Raw genomic sequence first — 13,649 nt, forward strand, 5'->3', positions numbered from 1 at the left:
CGCGTGAAAGCTGTGACTCTGCTGTGTGCCTTGCGGACATTAGCGGGTGGGACTGACGGGCTTCGTGCCGGAGGGCCCTCGGCCGGGCCCAGGCCGGGAACCCCGGGCCGGGAACCCCAGGCAGGAGCGGCTCGGCCGGTGGCGGCCCGGCTGGAACCGCGCCGTTGGTGGGAAAATGAGTCGCATGGGCGGTCAGGCGCTCGTGACGCTGTTCCTCTGCGGGGACGTCATGCCGGGCCGAGGTGTCGACCAGATCCTTCCGCACCCCGGTGACCCCGCCCTGCGGGAGGGGTACATCCGGGACGCCCGGGACTACGTGGCGCTCGCGGAGGCCATGAACGGGGCGATTCCACAGCCTGTGGACTACAGGTGGCCCTGGGGCGCCGCGCTCGACGTGCTTGAGGACATCGCGCCCGACGTGCGCGTCATCGACCTGGAGAGCAGTGTCACGACGAGCGACGACTTCGCCCCCGCCAAGGCCGTGACGTACCGGATGCACCCCGACAACCTGCCCTTCCTCGCCGCGGCGCATCCGGACGTATGCGCGCTGGCGAACAACCATGTGCTCGACTTCGGGCGGCGGGGCCTGGAGGAGACCGTGGAGGTGCTGCGGCGCGCCGGGCTGGGCCCGGCCGGTGCGGGGCGCGACGCGGGCGAGGCGCGGCGGCCCGTGGCGGTCGCCACGAAGAGCGGCGGGCGCGTCCTCGTGCTGTCGTGCGGGATGGCGTCCGCGGGGATCCCGTCACGCTGGGCGGCGGGCGAGCACCGGCCGGGCGTCGATTTCGTCCCCGACCTGTCCACCCGCAGCGCCGACGCCCTCGCACGACGGCTGAAGGCGCTGCGGAAGGAGGGCGACCTGACCGTCGTCTCGATCCACTGGGGATCGAACTGGGGCTACGGGGTGTCGCAGAGCCAGGCCACCTTCGCGCACCGCCTCATCGACGGCGGCGTCGACCTCGTCCACGGCCACTCCTCGCACCACCCGCGGCCCATGCAGGTGTACCGGGGGAAGCTCATCCTGTACGGCTGCGGCGACCTCATCGACGACTACGAGGGCATCTCGGGCTACGAGCGGTACCGCGACGATCTGCGGCTGCTGTACTTCCCGTCGCTGGACGCGGGTACGGGCGAGCTGGAGGAGCTTCGGATCGTGCCGATGCAGGCCCGGCAGATGAAGCTCCACCATGCTTCGGCGGCGGACGCGGGCTGGCTGTGCGAGGTGCTGAGCAGGGCGGGGCGCCCGTTCGGTACGCAGGTGGAGCCCGAGCTCGGCGGGGACGGCTTCCTGACGCTCCGCTGGTCCCGGTACTGAGGCCCGGTCCGGCTTCCGCGGCAGACCGGGGAACACCAGACCGTGCAGGCGCGCGGCCTGCAGCAGCGCGACCAGGCCGCACGTGCGCTCGTCCGGCTCCGCGTCGTCCAGGACCACCGCGGTCGGCCGACCGCGCAGCTCCTGCTCGACCGAGCCGTCGGCCTCCGGGTAGCGCCGTACCGGGAAGATGCCGAGCGCCCTGTGGACCTCCTCGACGACGAGGCTCAGTCCACCTTCGTGTACGTGAGCGGGGCCCCGCCCGAGCCGATCAGTTCGCGGACGATCGTGCGGTCGTCCGGCATGTCGAGGCGGCTCCACTGGCCGGGGGCGCAGCTCTGAGGATCACCGAAGGTGACCTGGGTCGGGCCGAGTTCGAGGGGCGGGCCAGGGGCGCGCAGCGCGGCGGACCAGCCGCAGTCGTAGGTGGCGCCCTGGCCGGTGAGGGTCATGACGGTGTCGCCGGTCGAGCCCGTGGTGATGGTCATGACGCGGGTGTTGGTGTTGCCGTCGGCGGTGGTGAAGTCGGCCTGCCAGGTGCCGACGTACTCCTGAGGCACGGTCCCGGAGCCGGTGGCGGGGGAGGACGCCGCGGCCGGGCTGCTGCTGATGGTCGAGGTGTCCGGGGTGTCCGGGCCGGCGGGCTCGGAGGCTCCGGGTGAGGTGGGCCCGGTCGCCGACGGGCCCGGCGCCGCAGGGGTCTGCGTGTGGCTGTTGTCGTTCATGAGCGCGTAGACGGAGGTGCCCGCGGCGATCGCGACGACGACGGCGACGGCGACGAGGGCCGCGGTGCCGCGGGTGTTGCGGCGCGGAGGTTCGGGGGCGGGCGGGCCGAAGGCGGTGTACGGGGGATACGGGGTGTGCGGGGCCGGGTGGGGCCACGCAGGTGCGGGCATCGGTCCGGGAGCCAGTCCCGGATTCGGTGCCGGAGCCGGGCCCGGGGGAGGCGTCGGCGGCGGGGTCGGGGGGCCGGTCAACGTGGGGAGGGCATGCACGCCCGGCGACCCCGGTGAACTCGGCGACCCGGGCGACCCCGGTGAACTCGGCGGCGCGTCCGGCGCGTTCGGAGCTTCCGGCGCGCCCGACTCAGCAGGCGCGTCCGACTCATCAGCCGCACCCGGCGCGTCCGGGAAGCTCTCCGGATGCTCGACCTCCAGCAACTTCACCGCGTGGCTGCCCAGTTGCGCGATGAGCGGTCCGGGCAGCCAGGGGAGCGTGGGGTCCTGCCCGTCCGTGCCGGTGCCGGCCTCGGTGCGGGCGAGGATCTGCTCAAGGGTGGGCCGGGCGGCGGGATCCTTGTGGAGGCAGTCCCGGATCAACTCCCGCAGCCCGTCCGGAACACCGGTCAGATCCGGCTCCTCCTGGGCGATCCGGAACATCATCGCGTGCGCCCCGCTGTCCGCCGAGCCGAACGGGAGCCGGCCGGTCGCCGCGTACGCGAGCACCGAGCCGAGGCAGAAGACGTCGCAGGCCGGGGTGATGCTGTCGCCGCGCAGCTGCTCGGGCGCCATGAATCCGGGCGAGCCGACGACCGCGCCCGTGCGGGTCAGCCCGCCGCCGTCCGTGACGGTCTCCAGAGCCTCCAGGGCGCGGGCGATACCGAAGTCGATGACGCGCGGCCCGTCGATGGTGACCAGAATGTTGGAGGGCTTGAGGTCGCGGTGGACGATGCCCGCGCGGTGGATGTCCCGCAGGGCGTGGGCGAGTCCGGCGGCGAGGGTGCGTACGGAGCGCTCGGGCAGCGGGCCGTGGCCCTGGCTGCGGCTGTGGCCGTTGGTCCCCGGGACGCTTCTGCCCGGGCCGCCGGAGACCACGGAGTGCAGGGACGGTCCGGCGACATAGCCGGTCGCGACCCACGGAACCTCCGCCTCCGTGTCCGCGTCCAGGACCGGTGCGGTCCAGGCCCCGCCCACTTTCCGGGCCGCCGCCACCTCGCGGCGGAAGCGGCTGCGGAACTCCTCCTGCTCGGCCAGCTCACGGCGGACCAGCTTGACCGCGACCGTACGGCCGCGGTCGGAGCGGGCGAGATAGACCTGGCCCATGCCGCCGGCCCCCAGGCGGGCCAGCAGACGGTAGGCGCCGATACGACGTGGATCTCCGGATGCCAGCTGCTCCATGGCCGAGTGGCCCTCCCCGACGTACATACGCGCGTGCGCGTGGCCCGATCGCCTGAGGATAGTGCGATCGGCGCCGGCGCCTGCAGGCGTTGCCCGTAGGACGGAATCCGACCTGATTCCTGCCTACGGCCGGTCTTGTTGCGATCCCGTACGCAAGGAGACAGCCATGACCGTCCAGCCGGTTCCCGAGAGCCGGCGCGGTCCCGTCCGGAGCCTCATGGCCCGTCCGGCGGATCGTGCCGGGCAGCATGAGCCGCCGGACGGGCGCTGGTGTCCCCGGGCTCCGCAGAGCTGATCGCGTCCATCGCGGCGCTGAGCTGCTCCAGTACCCGGACCGTCTCCGCGAAGCCGTCCTCGCCGAGCTGTGCCGCGAGGCGGGCGGCGAGGTCCGCGTGGCCGGGGTCGATCCTCTCGATCGCGGCCCGCCCCGCGTCGGTGGGCCGGAGCAGCTTGGCGCGGCGGTGCGCCGGGTTCGGTACGTACTCGGCGAGACCCTTGCCGGCCAGCAGATCGGCGATCCGCTGCACGCTCTGCCGGGTGATGCCCATGGCGCGGGCGATCCCGGCGACGGGCAGCGGATCGCGGAGCACGGCACCGAGGACCTGCCACCAGGCGGCGGTCAGCCCGGCCGGACGGGCCAGTTCCTCGGCGACGGAGAGGAACTGGCCGTTCAGCCGGAAGACGCCGAGCGCGGTGGAGCTGAGCAGGTCCTGCTGCTTGCGCTGCTTCTGCTGCTCGTGTCGCTCCTGCTGCTTGTGCTGTTCCCCGCTCATGCGTTGAGCTCTTCGAACGCGGCCGGGTCCGAGTCGTGGAACAGCCGGTACCAGGCGTCCAGCTTCGTTCCCTCGAACGCGCCGAGCTTGCCGAGCACTTCGCGTGCGAACGCGACCGGCTCGGTCGGCCCGGCCGTGATCAGGTCCCCGTCGGTGACGGCGTCCGCGTCGACGTAGTGCCCACCGCCCCGGTAGCCGGTGGCCGCGAGATAGAACGACACGGCGCTGGTGTGTTTCCTGTCGTCGAGCAGCCCCTCGCGCGCCAGCCCCGCCGTGGCCCCGCAGATCGCGGCGACGGGCACGCCCGCCTCCAGGAACTCCCGCGCCTTGCGCGCGAACGGCGCCAGATCGTCGCCCGTGTCCCACAGGTCGGCGCCCGCGAGGATGAGCAGTGCGCTGTCCTCGGCCCTCAGGTCGTCGAGCGCGAGATCGGGCTGGATGCGCATGCCGGCGATGGTGGTGACCGGCTTGTCCGCGGCCGGCCCGACCGTACGGACGGTGCGGCCGGAGCGTGCGAGCCAGGCGGTGGCATGGCCCGTCTCCCAGTCGGCGAGGGTGTCGTAGACGGCGAGATGCACAGTCTTGCTGCTGCTGCTGCTGCTGCTGGTGGGGGTGGTGGCGGCGGTCATGGCGGGCCTCCCGGGCCTCATGGATCCGGCTGATGACAGAAGGCTGTCATGTCGACAGGATACTGTCAATGCTCGCTCGTGGATGAGGAGTCGCCCCGCACCGCGACACCTTGCCCACGAAAGTGGCCGAGGCCATACAAGGTGGCCATGTCGGCCCCGACCTGCGCGTCCATACCCTTGCCGCATGACCCCTCATGTCGAACCCGATCCCCAGACCGGCGCCGCGGTGAAGGCCGCCGACCGCGCGCACGTTTTCCACTCGTGGTCCGCCCAGGGCCTGATCGACCCGCTCGCCGTGGCCGGCGCGGAGGGTTCGTACTTCTGGGACTACGACGGCAACCGCTACCTCGACTTCACCAGCGGTCTCGTCTACACCAACATCGGCTACCAGCACCCCCGGGTCGTCGCCGCGATCCAGGAGCAGGCGGGCCGGCTGGCGACCTTCGCGCCCGCCTTCGCCATCGACGTACGCTCCGAGGCCGCACGCCTCATCGCCGAGCGCACCCCCGGCGACCTGGACAAGATCTTCTTCACCAACGGCGGCGCCGAGGCGGTCGAGAACGCCGTGCGCATGGCCCGGCTGCACACGGGCCGTTCGAAGGTGCTGTCCGCCTACCGCTCCTACCACGGCGCCACCTCCACCGCGATCAACCTGACCGGTGACCCGCGCCGCTGGGCCTCCGACACCGCCTCCGCCGGTGTCGTCCACTTCTGGGCGCCGTTCCTGTACCGCTCGCCGTTCTACGCCACCACCGAGGCGGAGGAGTGCGCGCGGGCGCTGCAGCACCTGGAGGACACCATCGCCTTCGAGGGGCCGCAGACCATCGCGGCGATCATCCTCGAGACGGTCCCCGGCACCGCCGGCATCATGACCCCGCCGCCCGGCTATCTCGCGGGCGTCCGCGAGATCTGCGACCGGTACGGGATCGTGTTCGTCCTGGACGAGGTCATGGCGGGCTTCGGGCGCACCGGCAAGTGGTTCGCGGCGGACCACTTCGACGTCGTGCCCGACCTGATGACCTTCGCCAAGGGCGTGAACTCGGGCTACGTGCCGCTGGGCGGCGTCGCGATCTCCGCCGAGATCGCGGCGACCTTCGACAAGCGGCCCTACCCCGGCGGACTCACCTACTCCGGTCACCCGCTGGCGTGCGCGGCCGCCGTAGCCACGATCCAGGTGATGGAGGACGAGAAGGTCGTCGAGCACGCGGCCCACATCGGCGAGACCGTCCTCGGTCCCGGCCTGCGCGAGCTGGCCGAGCGCCACCCGTCGGTCGGCGAGGTCCGCGGTCTGGGCGCCTTCTGGGCCCTCGACCTCGTACGGAACAAGGAGACGCGCGAGCCGCTGGTCCCGTACAACGCGGCGGGCGAGGCGAACGCGCCGATGGCGGCGTTCGGCGCGGCCTGCAAGAAGAACGGCCTGTGGCCCTTCATCAACATGAACCGCACCCACGCCGTCCCGGCCTGCAACATCACCGAGGCGGAGGCGAAGGAGGGCCTGGCGGCGCTGGACGCGGCGCTGAGCGTGGCGGACGAGCACACGGTGTAACCGGACGCTCCGCCCCGGACCCGTCGGACCCCGTGCGCCCTTCGGCCGTGTCCTCGATTCGCCGGACGGGAATTCGCCAACTCGCCGGACGGGAACTCGCCGGAGGGGCTCAGAACGAGCCCCTCCGGAGTCCGAGGAGCGAGGTCCGGGGCGGAACCCCAGTTCGGGAAGGCGTCCCGAACAGCTCACGGCTCCCCTGGCTTAAGGTGTCCGCAACCGGACGGAGGGGACCGACACGATGCCCGCGAGCGGAGCTGTTACCCGCAACACCCTGCGGCAGCAGATCGCCGACGCGCTGCGTGACGAGGTGCTGGCCGGACGTCTTCAGCCCGGTGAGGAATTCACCGTCAAGCAGATCGCCGAGCAGTACGGCGTGTCCGCCACGCCCGTGCGCGAGGCGCTCGTCGACCTCGCCGGGCAGGGGCTCCTCGACTCCAACCAGCACCGTGGCTTCCAGGTGCACCGTTTCTCCGTCGAGAACTTCCGGGACATGATCGAGGCCCGTTCGCTCATCGTGGACGGCATCTTCCGCAAGGACGGCCCCCCGCGCGCCCACCCGGCGCGCGGCGAGGCCCTCGTCTCCGTACGCCGCCGGGCCGAGGAGGCCGCACGGGCCGCCCGCAGCGGTGACCTGGACATCCTCATCGGCTACGACCTGCGCTTCTGGCGGGAGCTCGGAGCCCTCGTCACCAACCGCTACATCGCCGAGTTCCTGCACCGGGTGCGCGTCCAGGCCTGGGTGTTCGCCGTGCCCCTGCTGCGTGCCGAGGCCGATGCTCGGGAATGGCTGTGGAGCGGCCACGAGGAGCTCATCGAGGCGATCACCCTCGGCGACCCCGAAGCGGCGCGCGCCGTGATCATGTCGCACGACGACCTCGCCCTGAAGTGGGCGGACCGCCTGGAGCGGCGACCGTCGTGACCTCGACGAACGTCACGAGCGCCGCTCCGGCCGCCACGTCCGACCCGGCAGTCGACCTGACCGTCGTCGTCCCGGCGTACAACGAGGAGGCCCGGCTCCGGCCCACGCTGGACGCGATCCGGGAGCATCTGACCGCCGACCCCGGCCGCTGGGGCACGTGGGAGCTCATCGTCGTCGACGACGGTTCGACGGACGGCACGGCGCGGGTCGCCCGCGAGGCGGCCGCCGAGGAGCCCCGTATCCAGATCGTCGGAGGCGGCGGCGCGAACCGCGGCAAGGGGCACGCGCTGCGGCTCGGCGTACTCGCCTCGTACGGCCGCCGCGTCCTCGTCACCGACGCCGACCTCGCCACCCCCATCGAGGAGCTGGACCGCCTCGACAAGCAGCTCACCGCGGAGGGCGGCGGCGCCGCGATCGGCTCGCGCGCCCACCCGGACTCCCGCATCGAGGTGCATCAGCGCCCGCTGCGCGAGTGGCTCGGCCGGATGGGCAACCGGCTGATACGCGCGGTCGCCGTGCCCGGCATCCACGACACCCAGTGCGGGTTCAAGCTCTTCGACGGCGACAAGGCGCGGGCGGCCTTCGCCGACGCACGGCTCGACGGATGGGGCATCGACGTCGAGATCCTCAGCTTCTTCCGGCGGGCCGGCTGGCAGGTCACCGAGGTCCCCGTGCGCTGGGCCCACCGCACGGGCTCCAAGGTGCGGCCCGTGGACTACGCGAAGGTGCTGCTGGAGCTCGTACGCCTCAAGGCGCGGACGGTGCGGCGGGCCGGCCTCGTGGTCCCGCTGCTCTTCCTCCTCGCCTCCGTACTGCTCTACAAGGATCTGTGGTCGGACCTCGGCCGCGGCTATCTCGCCGACTCGATGCAGGACCAGAACCAGTGGGAGTGGTTCTTCGCGGTGACGGCGGACAACGTGGCCCATCTGCGCAATCCGCTCTTCACCACGCTCCAGGGGCACCCCGACGGCGTGAACCTGATGGCCAACACGGTGATGCTGGGACTGTCCGTCCCGCTCACGCCCGTCACCCTGCTCCTCGGCCCGACCGTCACCTGGGCGCTCGTCCTCACCCTGGGTCTGACGGCGACGGCGACCGCCTGGTACTGGCTGATCGCGCGGTGGCTCGTCAGGGGCCGTGCGGTGCGAAGCCGCTGCGCGGCAGCGCTCGGTGCCGTGCTGTGCGCCTTCGCGCCGCCGATGATCTCCCACGGCAATGCCCACCCCAACTTCCTGGTCCTCTTCATGGTTCCGGTGATCATCGACCGGGCGCTGCGGCTGTGCGAGGGGCATCGGGTCGTGCGGGACGGGGTGCTCCTCGGCCTCTTCGCGGCGTACCAGATCTTCCTCGGCGAGGAGCCCCTGCTGCTCGCGGCGATGGGGATGCTGCTCTTCGCGCTGTCGTACGCGCTCGCGCGCCGTGACGTCGCCCGGGGGGCGCGGCGGCCGCTGCTGCGCGGCCTGGCGATCGGGGCGGCCGTCGCCCTCCCGCTGGTGTGCTTGCCCCTCTGGTGGCAGTTCTTCGGCCCGCAGAGCTACAAGGACGTGCTGCACGGGGACAACACGTTCAACAGCCCGCTCGCTTTCCTGGAGTTCTCGGGCAGGGCGCTGCTGGGGGACGAGGCGCGGGCGGACCAGCTCGCGATGAACCGCACGGAGCAGAACGCGTTCTACGGCTGGCCGTTGGTGGCGTTCGCGGTGGCCGTGGTGGTGCGTCTGTGGCGTCTGGCGGTCGTCAAGGCGCTGACGTTCACGGCGATCGCGGCGGGGCTCCTGTCGTTGGGTTCGCGCTTCCGCATCCCGTACACGGACATCGTGCTGACCGGCCCGTGGAAGTGGCTCGCCGACAAGCCGCTCTTCGAGTCGGTGATCGAGTCACGGGTGGCGATGATCTGCGCGCCGGTGCTGGGGATGCTGGTGGCGCTCGCGGCGGACCGCCTCCTCGCGACGCCCGTACGCACGTACCGCGTCGTGGGACTCGCCGGGCTGGCCGCGGCGCTCCTGCCGGTCCTGCCCACGCCCTACCCGGTCCGGGAACGCCCGGAGGTCCCGGCGTTCATCGCGGACGGCATGTACCGCGACCTCCTCGGCCCGGGCGAGACGCTGGTGCCGGTCCCGCTCCCCGACCCGGGCAACGCGGAGGCACTGCACTGGCAGTCGGCGACCGGCCTCGGCTTCCGGGTGCCCGGCGGGTACTTCAACGGGCCGTGGGGCCCGGACCGCATCGGCATCTACGGTGCCTCCCCGCGCCACACCTCCAACCTCCTCCGCGCCATCCGCTACGGCACGCCCGTCCCGCACATCGGCCCCAACTGGCAGGCGCAGGCCCGGGCGGACCTGGAGTTCTGGCGGGCGGGCCTGGTCGTCCTGCCCCCGCAGGACAACGACGGGCCGCTGTACACCGCGGTCGCAGAACTGCTGGGCAGCCCGGGGAAGCGGATCGGCGGAGTGTGGGTATGGGACCTGCACGACGCCGGTGCCGGCTGACCGTGGGCATGGGATCCGCGCACGCCGCACGAGCGCCGATGCCGGCTGACTGTGCGCGTTGTGCCAGTAGCACTACGCTGTCCCGACCATCGCACAACCTGCTACGACTCCGATGGAGAGCGAGCCCGTTTTGGCCTGTGACCTCTGGCTGGTCCCCCTCGTCGACGTTCTGTGCCACAGCCCCGACAATCCGTTCGCCGAGGAGATCGCCTCGTACGACAAGGCCCTCACCGAGGCCGGTCTGCCCACCGTTCCCGTCTTCGCCTACATGCCGGGCCTCTCGGGCGATGTCGCCCCCGTCGCCGGCTTCGACTACGACGCCCTGCACTTCCTGCGCCGGGCGTATCTCCTCCAGCTCTGCGGCCTCGCGGTGACGCCGGTCGACGAACTGGGCGGCGACTACGAGCAGCTCCTGGAGATGTTCGAGAGCACGGCCCAGCAGTCCCATCTGGTCTGGCACTACGACCACGCGGGCGCGTACGTCCCGGTCGACTTCGCCGCCCCTCTCTCCAACGAGGAACTCCTCGCCGCCGGCGGCCCCTTGGGCTCCTCCCAGGGCCTCCTCCGCGAACTCGAGCTCGTGGCCCCCTCCATCGGCATCGACCCCGCGAACCCCCCTGCCGCCCCGGCCCCTCCGTCCCGCCCCACCTCCCTCGAGGAGCCGGCGGGCCCGATCCCCTACGACGACAGCCCCTTCGCCCGCGAACGCCACGTCTGGCTGGGTCTGCACGCGGCGGCGACGCGGAGCCTGGGGCAGGGCTCGATGATCATCTTCAGCTGACCGGGGTCCCGGGGGCCCGAGGCCCGGGGTCTCCCGGCCCGCCTCAGGTGCCCCTGTCCTGGTCGCGCCCGCGCGTGGAAAGGCGGCCCGTGCGTGGTGCGCAGGGCCACCATTCCGAGCCGAGGTGGGCTGCTGATCGGCCGGCCGCTCCACCGGGGCGGCCGGCCGAACAGCGGCCCGAGCCCCGAGCCCCCACCCCCGCCGGAGGCGCTACCGCGCCTCCGGCGGCCGCTGCCGGGGCATGTTCGGCCGCGTCGGCGGGGGGAGCGGAACGCGGCCCGAGGGGTGGCCGTTGTCGGGGCGGGGCGGGGAGGGCGCCGATTGCATCAGCAGGGGCGCCGGGCCGGAGCGGAACTCGATCATCCAGTCGGTGGTCTCGGCGCGGACCAGGTCCGTGACGTCCTCCGAGAACCGGCGCAGCACGCTCAGGCACCGCTCCGCCGCCTCGCTCGCCGTGCCCTCCGCCGGGCCGAGGACCTCACGGACGCTCTCCGAGGCCCAGTCGAACTGGAGGATCTGCAGTCGGCGCTGCACCGCCTGGGCCGTCGCCACGTCCCTTATCCAGCCCGAGGTCAGACCGAAGTACCGGTCGCACGCCACGCACGCCGCGCCCAGCAGCAGCGAGAGATAGCCCCAGCCCGCCGCGCCCGCCAGCACGCCCGTCAGGTCCAGCAGCGGAAGCGCCGCGCCCGCGATCACGCCCAGGGCGGTGCCGGCCCGCAGCACCCGCGCGCCGCGGCGCTTGCGGACACGGTCGGCCAGATACCAGTCCGCGGTGCGCAGCGCGTTCCCCTCGACCCAGCGGTACAGCTCGTCGAGACGCTCCGCCGGCTCACCCCAGTCACCGAGCGGGAACGGTCGTCCGGCCAGGTCACGGTGCGGGGCGCTCCCGTTCACCGGGACCCCGTCCTCCTCCCGGGCCGACCCCCCAGGCTGCATCTCCGGCTGACTCACCGGGGCACTCCTCTGCGCTCTGCGTGACGACGTACGTATCCGTGCTAACCCTGCGTGACGTGCGATGCGCGCGTGGGTACCGGTGCGCATGGTCTTCCTACCGCCGAATGGTGGGCCGTGGGGGCGAAATCCCGGTACTTCCGCCCGCACGAGCGTCTTGATCGGGTAAAGGAGGGACGGTCGTTCCCGCCCGGAAGTCACCCGAAAGAGTTGGTGCCGACTGGGCGGGGCATGCCGCCCCACGACCACGTAGGCTCGGTTTACCGAACAACCGACGTCGAAATGCCAGGAGTGACCGTGATTCCCGGTGGTGGCCAGCCCAATATGCAGCAGTTGCTTCAGCAGGCCCAGAAGATGCAGCAGGACCTCGCCCGGGCGCAGGAGGAGCTGGCGGCGACCGAGGTCGAGGGGCAGGCGGGTGGCGGGCTCGTGAGGGCGACCGTCACCGGCTCCGGGGAGCTGCGCGCGCTCGTCATCGACCCCAAGGCGGTCGATCCGGAGGACACCGAGACCCTCGCCGATCTCGTCGTCGCCGCCGTCCAGGCCGCGAGCGAGAACGCGCAGCAGCTGCAGCAGCAGAAGCTCGGCCCGCTCGCCCAGGGGCTCGGAGGCGGCAGCGGAATCCCCGGTCTGCCCTTCTAGACCCCGGTAGAGCCCGGTGGTCCCCGGCCGGGTCCCTGGAACCGGATCCTGGCCGGGCCCCTGGAACCGGATCCTGGCCGGGTCCGGGGCCGGGGCCGCCGCTCCGGGCCTTTCGAGCCGTCAAGTCTTCAAAGGCGAAGGCGGACCAACTACCGTAACCATCGAAGCAATTCCCAGAGAGGCGTTCCGTTGTACGAAGGCGTGGTTCAGGACCTCATCGACGAACTGGGCAGGCTGCCCGGCGTCGGTCCCAAGAGCGCGCAGCGGATCGCCTTCCACATCCTCCAGGCCGAACCGACCGACGTCCGCCGCCTCGCCCACGCACTCCTCGAGGTGAAGGACAAGGTCCGCTTCTGCGCCGTGTGCGGCAACGTCGCGCAGCAGGAGCAGTGCAACATCTGCCGGGACGCGCGCCGTGACCCGGCGGTCATCTGTGTCGTCGAGGAGCCCAAGGACGTCGTGGCGATCGAGCGGACCCGTGAGTTCCGCGGGCGCTACCACGTCCTCGGCGGTGCGATCAGCCCGATCGAAGGCGTCGGCCCGGACGACCTGCGCATCCGGGAGCTGCTCGCGCGGCTCGCCGACGGCGCGGTCACCGAGCTGATCCTGGCGACCGACCCCAATCTCGAGGGCGAGGCCACTGCCACGTACCTGGCGCGCATGATCAAGCCCATGGGGCTGAAGGTCACGCGCCTCGCCAGCGGGCTTCCCGTTGGCGGCGATCTGGAATACGCCGACGAGGTCACGCTCGGGCGTGCCTTCGAGGGGAGACGACTTCTCGATGTCTGACGCAACGCTCCACTCCGCCACCCACGATCCCGACGACTTCTCGGTCCAGATCGCCGACTCGATCGAGAGCTTCATCGTGGCCACCACGGAAGTGGCGAAGGGCGACGAGCCCGACAGCGCGGTGCCCTTCCTCCTCCTGGAGGTCTCGCAGCTGCTGCTCGCGGGCGGCCGGCTGGGCGCACACGAGGACATCGTCCCCGAGGAGCGGTACGAGACGGACACCGGCCCGGACCTGGAAGTGGACGAGCTGCGTGAGCGGTTCGCGAGGCTGCTGGACCCGATCGACGTCTTCTCCGAGGTCTTCGACCCGTACGAGCCGCGCAGGGCGCCGGTCGCGTGCCGGATCTCCGACAACCTCGCGGACATCGTCGCCGACCTCGGCCACGGCCTGGCCCATTACCGCGCGGGCCGCACCACCGAGGCGCTGTGGTGGTGGCAGTTCTCGTACTTCTCCAACTGGGGCCCGACCGCGTCGGCGACGCTGCGCGCCCTCCAGTCCCTCGTCGCGCATGTCCGCCTCGACCAGCCGCTGCAGGAGCTGGACGGGCTGGATACGGACGAGGACCTCGCCGAGGACGACCTCGCGGAGGAAGCCGGGCGCGTGATGGTGGAGGAGATCGCGGGGCCGCTTGGGCTGGGGAGGGTCCGCGCACCGCGCTGACCCGTACCGGCCCTGCCCAGGGCCCCGGGACACCGACGGTCAT

General features: G+C 72.1%; 12 protein-coding genes and 1 pseudogene. 8 read left to right on the forward strand and 5 right to left on the reverse strand.

What is annotated here, in order from left to right; translation table 11 throughout:
* The first annotated feature begins 184 nt into the window (after window positions 1-184).
* Window positions 185-1,312, forward strand: a complete 1,128-nt coding sequence (locus AC0699_RS21665; protein ID WP_478662597.1) for a CapA family protein — start codon at window positions 185-187, stop codon at window positions 1,310-1,312.
* A 12-nt stretch (window positions 1,313-1,324) separates the two neighbouring features.
* On the opposite strand, the pseudogene AC0699_RS21670 reads toward AC0699_RS21665, so the two are convergent.
* The 4 genes and pseudogenes from AC0699_RS21670 to AC0699_RS21685 form a co-directional block, all read right to left on the reverse strand.
* Window positions 1,325-1,534, reverse strand: a pseudogene (locus AC0699_RS21670) (GPP34 family phosphoprotein); the annotation flags it as partial.
* 2 nt (window positions 1,535-1,536) lie between these two features.
* Window positions 1,537-3,426 (reverse strand): serine/threonine-protein kinase, encoded by a 1,890-nt coding sequence (locus tag AC0699_RS21675; RefSeq protein WP_478662599.1) that lies wholly within the window; start codon window positions 3,424-3,426, stop codon window positions 1,537-1,539.
* Between the two features lie 215 nt (window positions 3,427-3,641).
* On the reverse strand, window positions 3,642-4,199 hold the full coding sequence (locus AC0699_RS21680; protein ID WP_478662602.1) for a MarR family winged helix-turn-helix transcriptional regulator: 558 nt from the start codon (window positions 4,197-4,199) through the stop codon (window positions 3,642-3,644).
* Window positions 4,196-4,828 carry a DJ-1/PfpI family protein gene (locus tag AC0699_RS21685; RefSeq protein ID WP_478662604.1) on the reverse strand — a complete coding sequence of 211 codons (633 nt, stop codon included), beginning with the start codon at window positions 4,826-4,828 and terminating at the stop codon, window positions 4,196-4,198. The genes AC0699_RS21680 and AC0699_RS21685 overlap by 4 nt, the downstream gene beginning before the upstream one ends.
* A 184-nt stretch (window positions 4,829-5,012) precedes the next feature.
* Here AC0699_RS21685 and AC0699_RS21690 point away from each other — a divergent pair, with 184 nt between their 5' ends.
* From AC0699_RS21690 to AC0699_RS21705, 4 genes are all read left to right on the forward strand, one after another.
* Window positions 5,013-6,374: an aminotransferase class III-fold pyridoxal phosphate-dependent enzyme gene (locus AC0699_RS21690; protein WP_478662607.1), complete on the forward strand. Its 1,362-nt coding sequence runs from the start codon at window positions 5,013-5,015 to the stop codon at window positions 6,372-6,374.
* Between the two features lie 238 nt (window positions 6,375-6,612).
* The gene (locus AC0699_RS21695) at window positions 6,613-7,293 is read left to right on the forward strand and encodes a GntR family transcriptional regulator (protein WP_478662610.1); all 681 of its coding nucleotides are present in this window, start codon (window positions 6,613-6,615) and stop codon (window positions 7,291-7,293) included.
* Window positions 7,290-9,779 (forward strand): dolichyl-phosphate beta-glucosyltransferase, encoded by a 2,490-nt coding sequence (locus AC0699_RS21700; protein ID WP_478662612.1) that lies wholly within the window; start codon window positions 7,290-7,292, stop codon window positions 9,777-9,779. The genes AC0699_RS21695 and AC0699_RS21700 overlap by 4 nt, the downstream gene beginning before the upstream one ends.
* 130 nt (window positions 9,780-9,909) lie before the next feature.
* The gene (locus tag AC0699_RS21705) at window positions 9,910-10,560 is read left to right on the forward strand and encodes a hypothetical protein (RefSeq protein ID WP_478662736.1); all 651 of its coding nucleotides are present in this window, start codon (window positions 9,910-9,912) and stop codon (window positions 10,558-10,560) included.
* Between the two features lie 210 nt (window positions 10,561-10,770).
* Here AC0699_RS21705 and AC0699_RS21710 read toward each other — a convergent pair whose 3' ends face one another.
* Window positions 10,771-11,514: an SLATT domain-containing protein gene (locus AC0699_RS21710; protein ID WP_478662615.1), complete on the reverse strand. Its 744-nt coding sequence runs from the start codon at window positions 11,512-11,514 to the stop codon at window positions 10,771-10,773.
* Between the two features lie 297 nt (window positions 11,515-11,811).
* Here AC0699_RS21710 and AC0699_RS21715 point away from each other — a divergent pair, with 297 nt between their 5' ends.
* The 3 genes from AC0699_RS21715 (at window position 11,812) to AC0699_RS21725 (ending at window position 13,606) form a co-directional block, all read left to right on the forward strand.
* Window positions 11,812-12,156 carry a YbaB/EbfC family nucleoid-associated protein gene (locus tag AC0699_RS21715; RefSeq protein ID WP_453657263.1) on the forward strand — a complete coding sequence of 115 codons (345 nt, stop codon included), beginning with the start codon at window positions 11,812-11,814 and terminating at the stop codon, window positions 12,154-12,156.
* Window positions 12,157-12,345: 189 nt separating this feature from the next.
* Window positions 12,346-12,945: a recombination mediator RecR gene (recR, locus tag AC0699_RS21720; RefSeq protein WP_351571506.1), complete on the forward strand. Its 600-nt coding sequence runs from the start codon at window positions 12,346-12,348 to the stop codon at window positions 12,943-12,945.
* Window positions 12,938-13,606 (forward strand): DUF5063 domain-containing protein, encoded by a 669-nt coding sequence (locus AC0699_RS21725; RefSeq protein ID WP_469772067.1) that lies wholly within the window; start codon window positions 12,938-12,940, stop codon window positions 13,604-13,606. Before recR ends, AC0699_RS21725 begins: the two co-directional genes overlap by 8 nt.
* The last annotated feature ends 43 nt before the right edge of the window (window positions 13,607-13,649 follow it).

The sequence above is a fragment of the Streptomyces sp. NPDC043870 genome (genome assembly GCF_056435785.1).

What these genes read in the sequence shown, in the direction of transcription:
- AC0699_RS21685 (WP_478662604.1), bottom strand. Translation starts at nt 4,828, where the DNA reads ATGACCGCCGCCACCACCCCCACCAGCAGCAGCAGCAGCAGCAGCAAG.
- AC0699_RS21690 (WP_478662607.1), top strand. Translation starts at nt 5,013, where the DNA reads ATGACCCCTCATGTCGAACCCGATCCCCAGACCGGCGCCGCGGTGAAG.
- AC0699_RS21675 (WP_478662599.1), bottom strand. Translation starts at nt 3,426, where the DNA reads ATGGAGCAGCTGGCATCCGGAGATCCACGTCGTATCGGCGCCTACCGT.
- AC0699_RS21725 (WP_469772067.1), top strand. Translation starts at nt 12,938, where the DNA reads ATGTCTGACGCAACGCTCCACTCCGCCACCCACGATCCCGACGACTTC.
- AC0699_RS21695 (WP_478662610.1), top strand. Translation starts at nt 6,613, where the DNA reads ATGCCCGCGAGCGGAGCTGTTACCCGCAACACCCTGCGGCAGCAGATC.
- AC0699_RS21680 (WP_478662602.1), bottom strand. Translation starts at nt 4,199, where the DNA reads ATGAGCGGGGAACAGCACAAGCAGCAGGAGCGACACGAGCAGCAGAAG.
- AC0699_RS21665 (WP_478662597.1), top strand. Translation starts at nt 185, where the DNA reads ATGGGCGGTCAGGCGCTCGTGACGCTGTTCCTCTGCGGGGACGTCATG.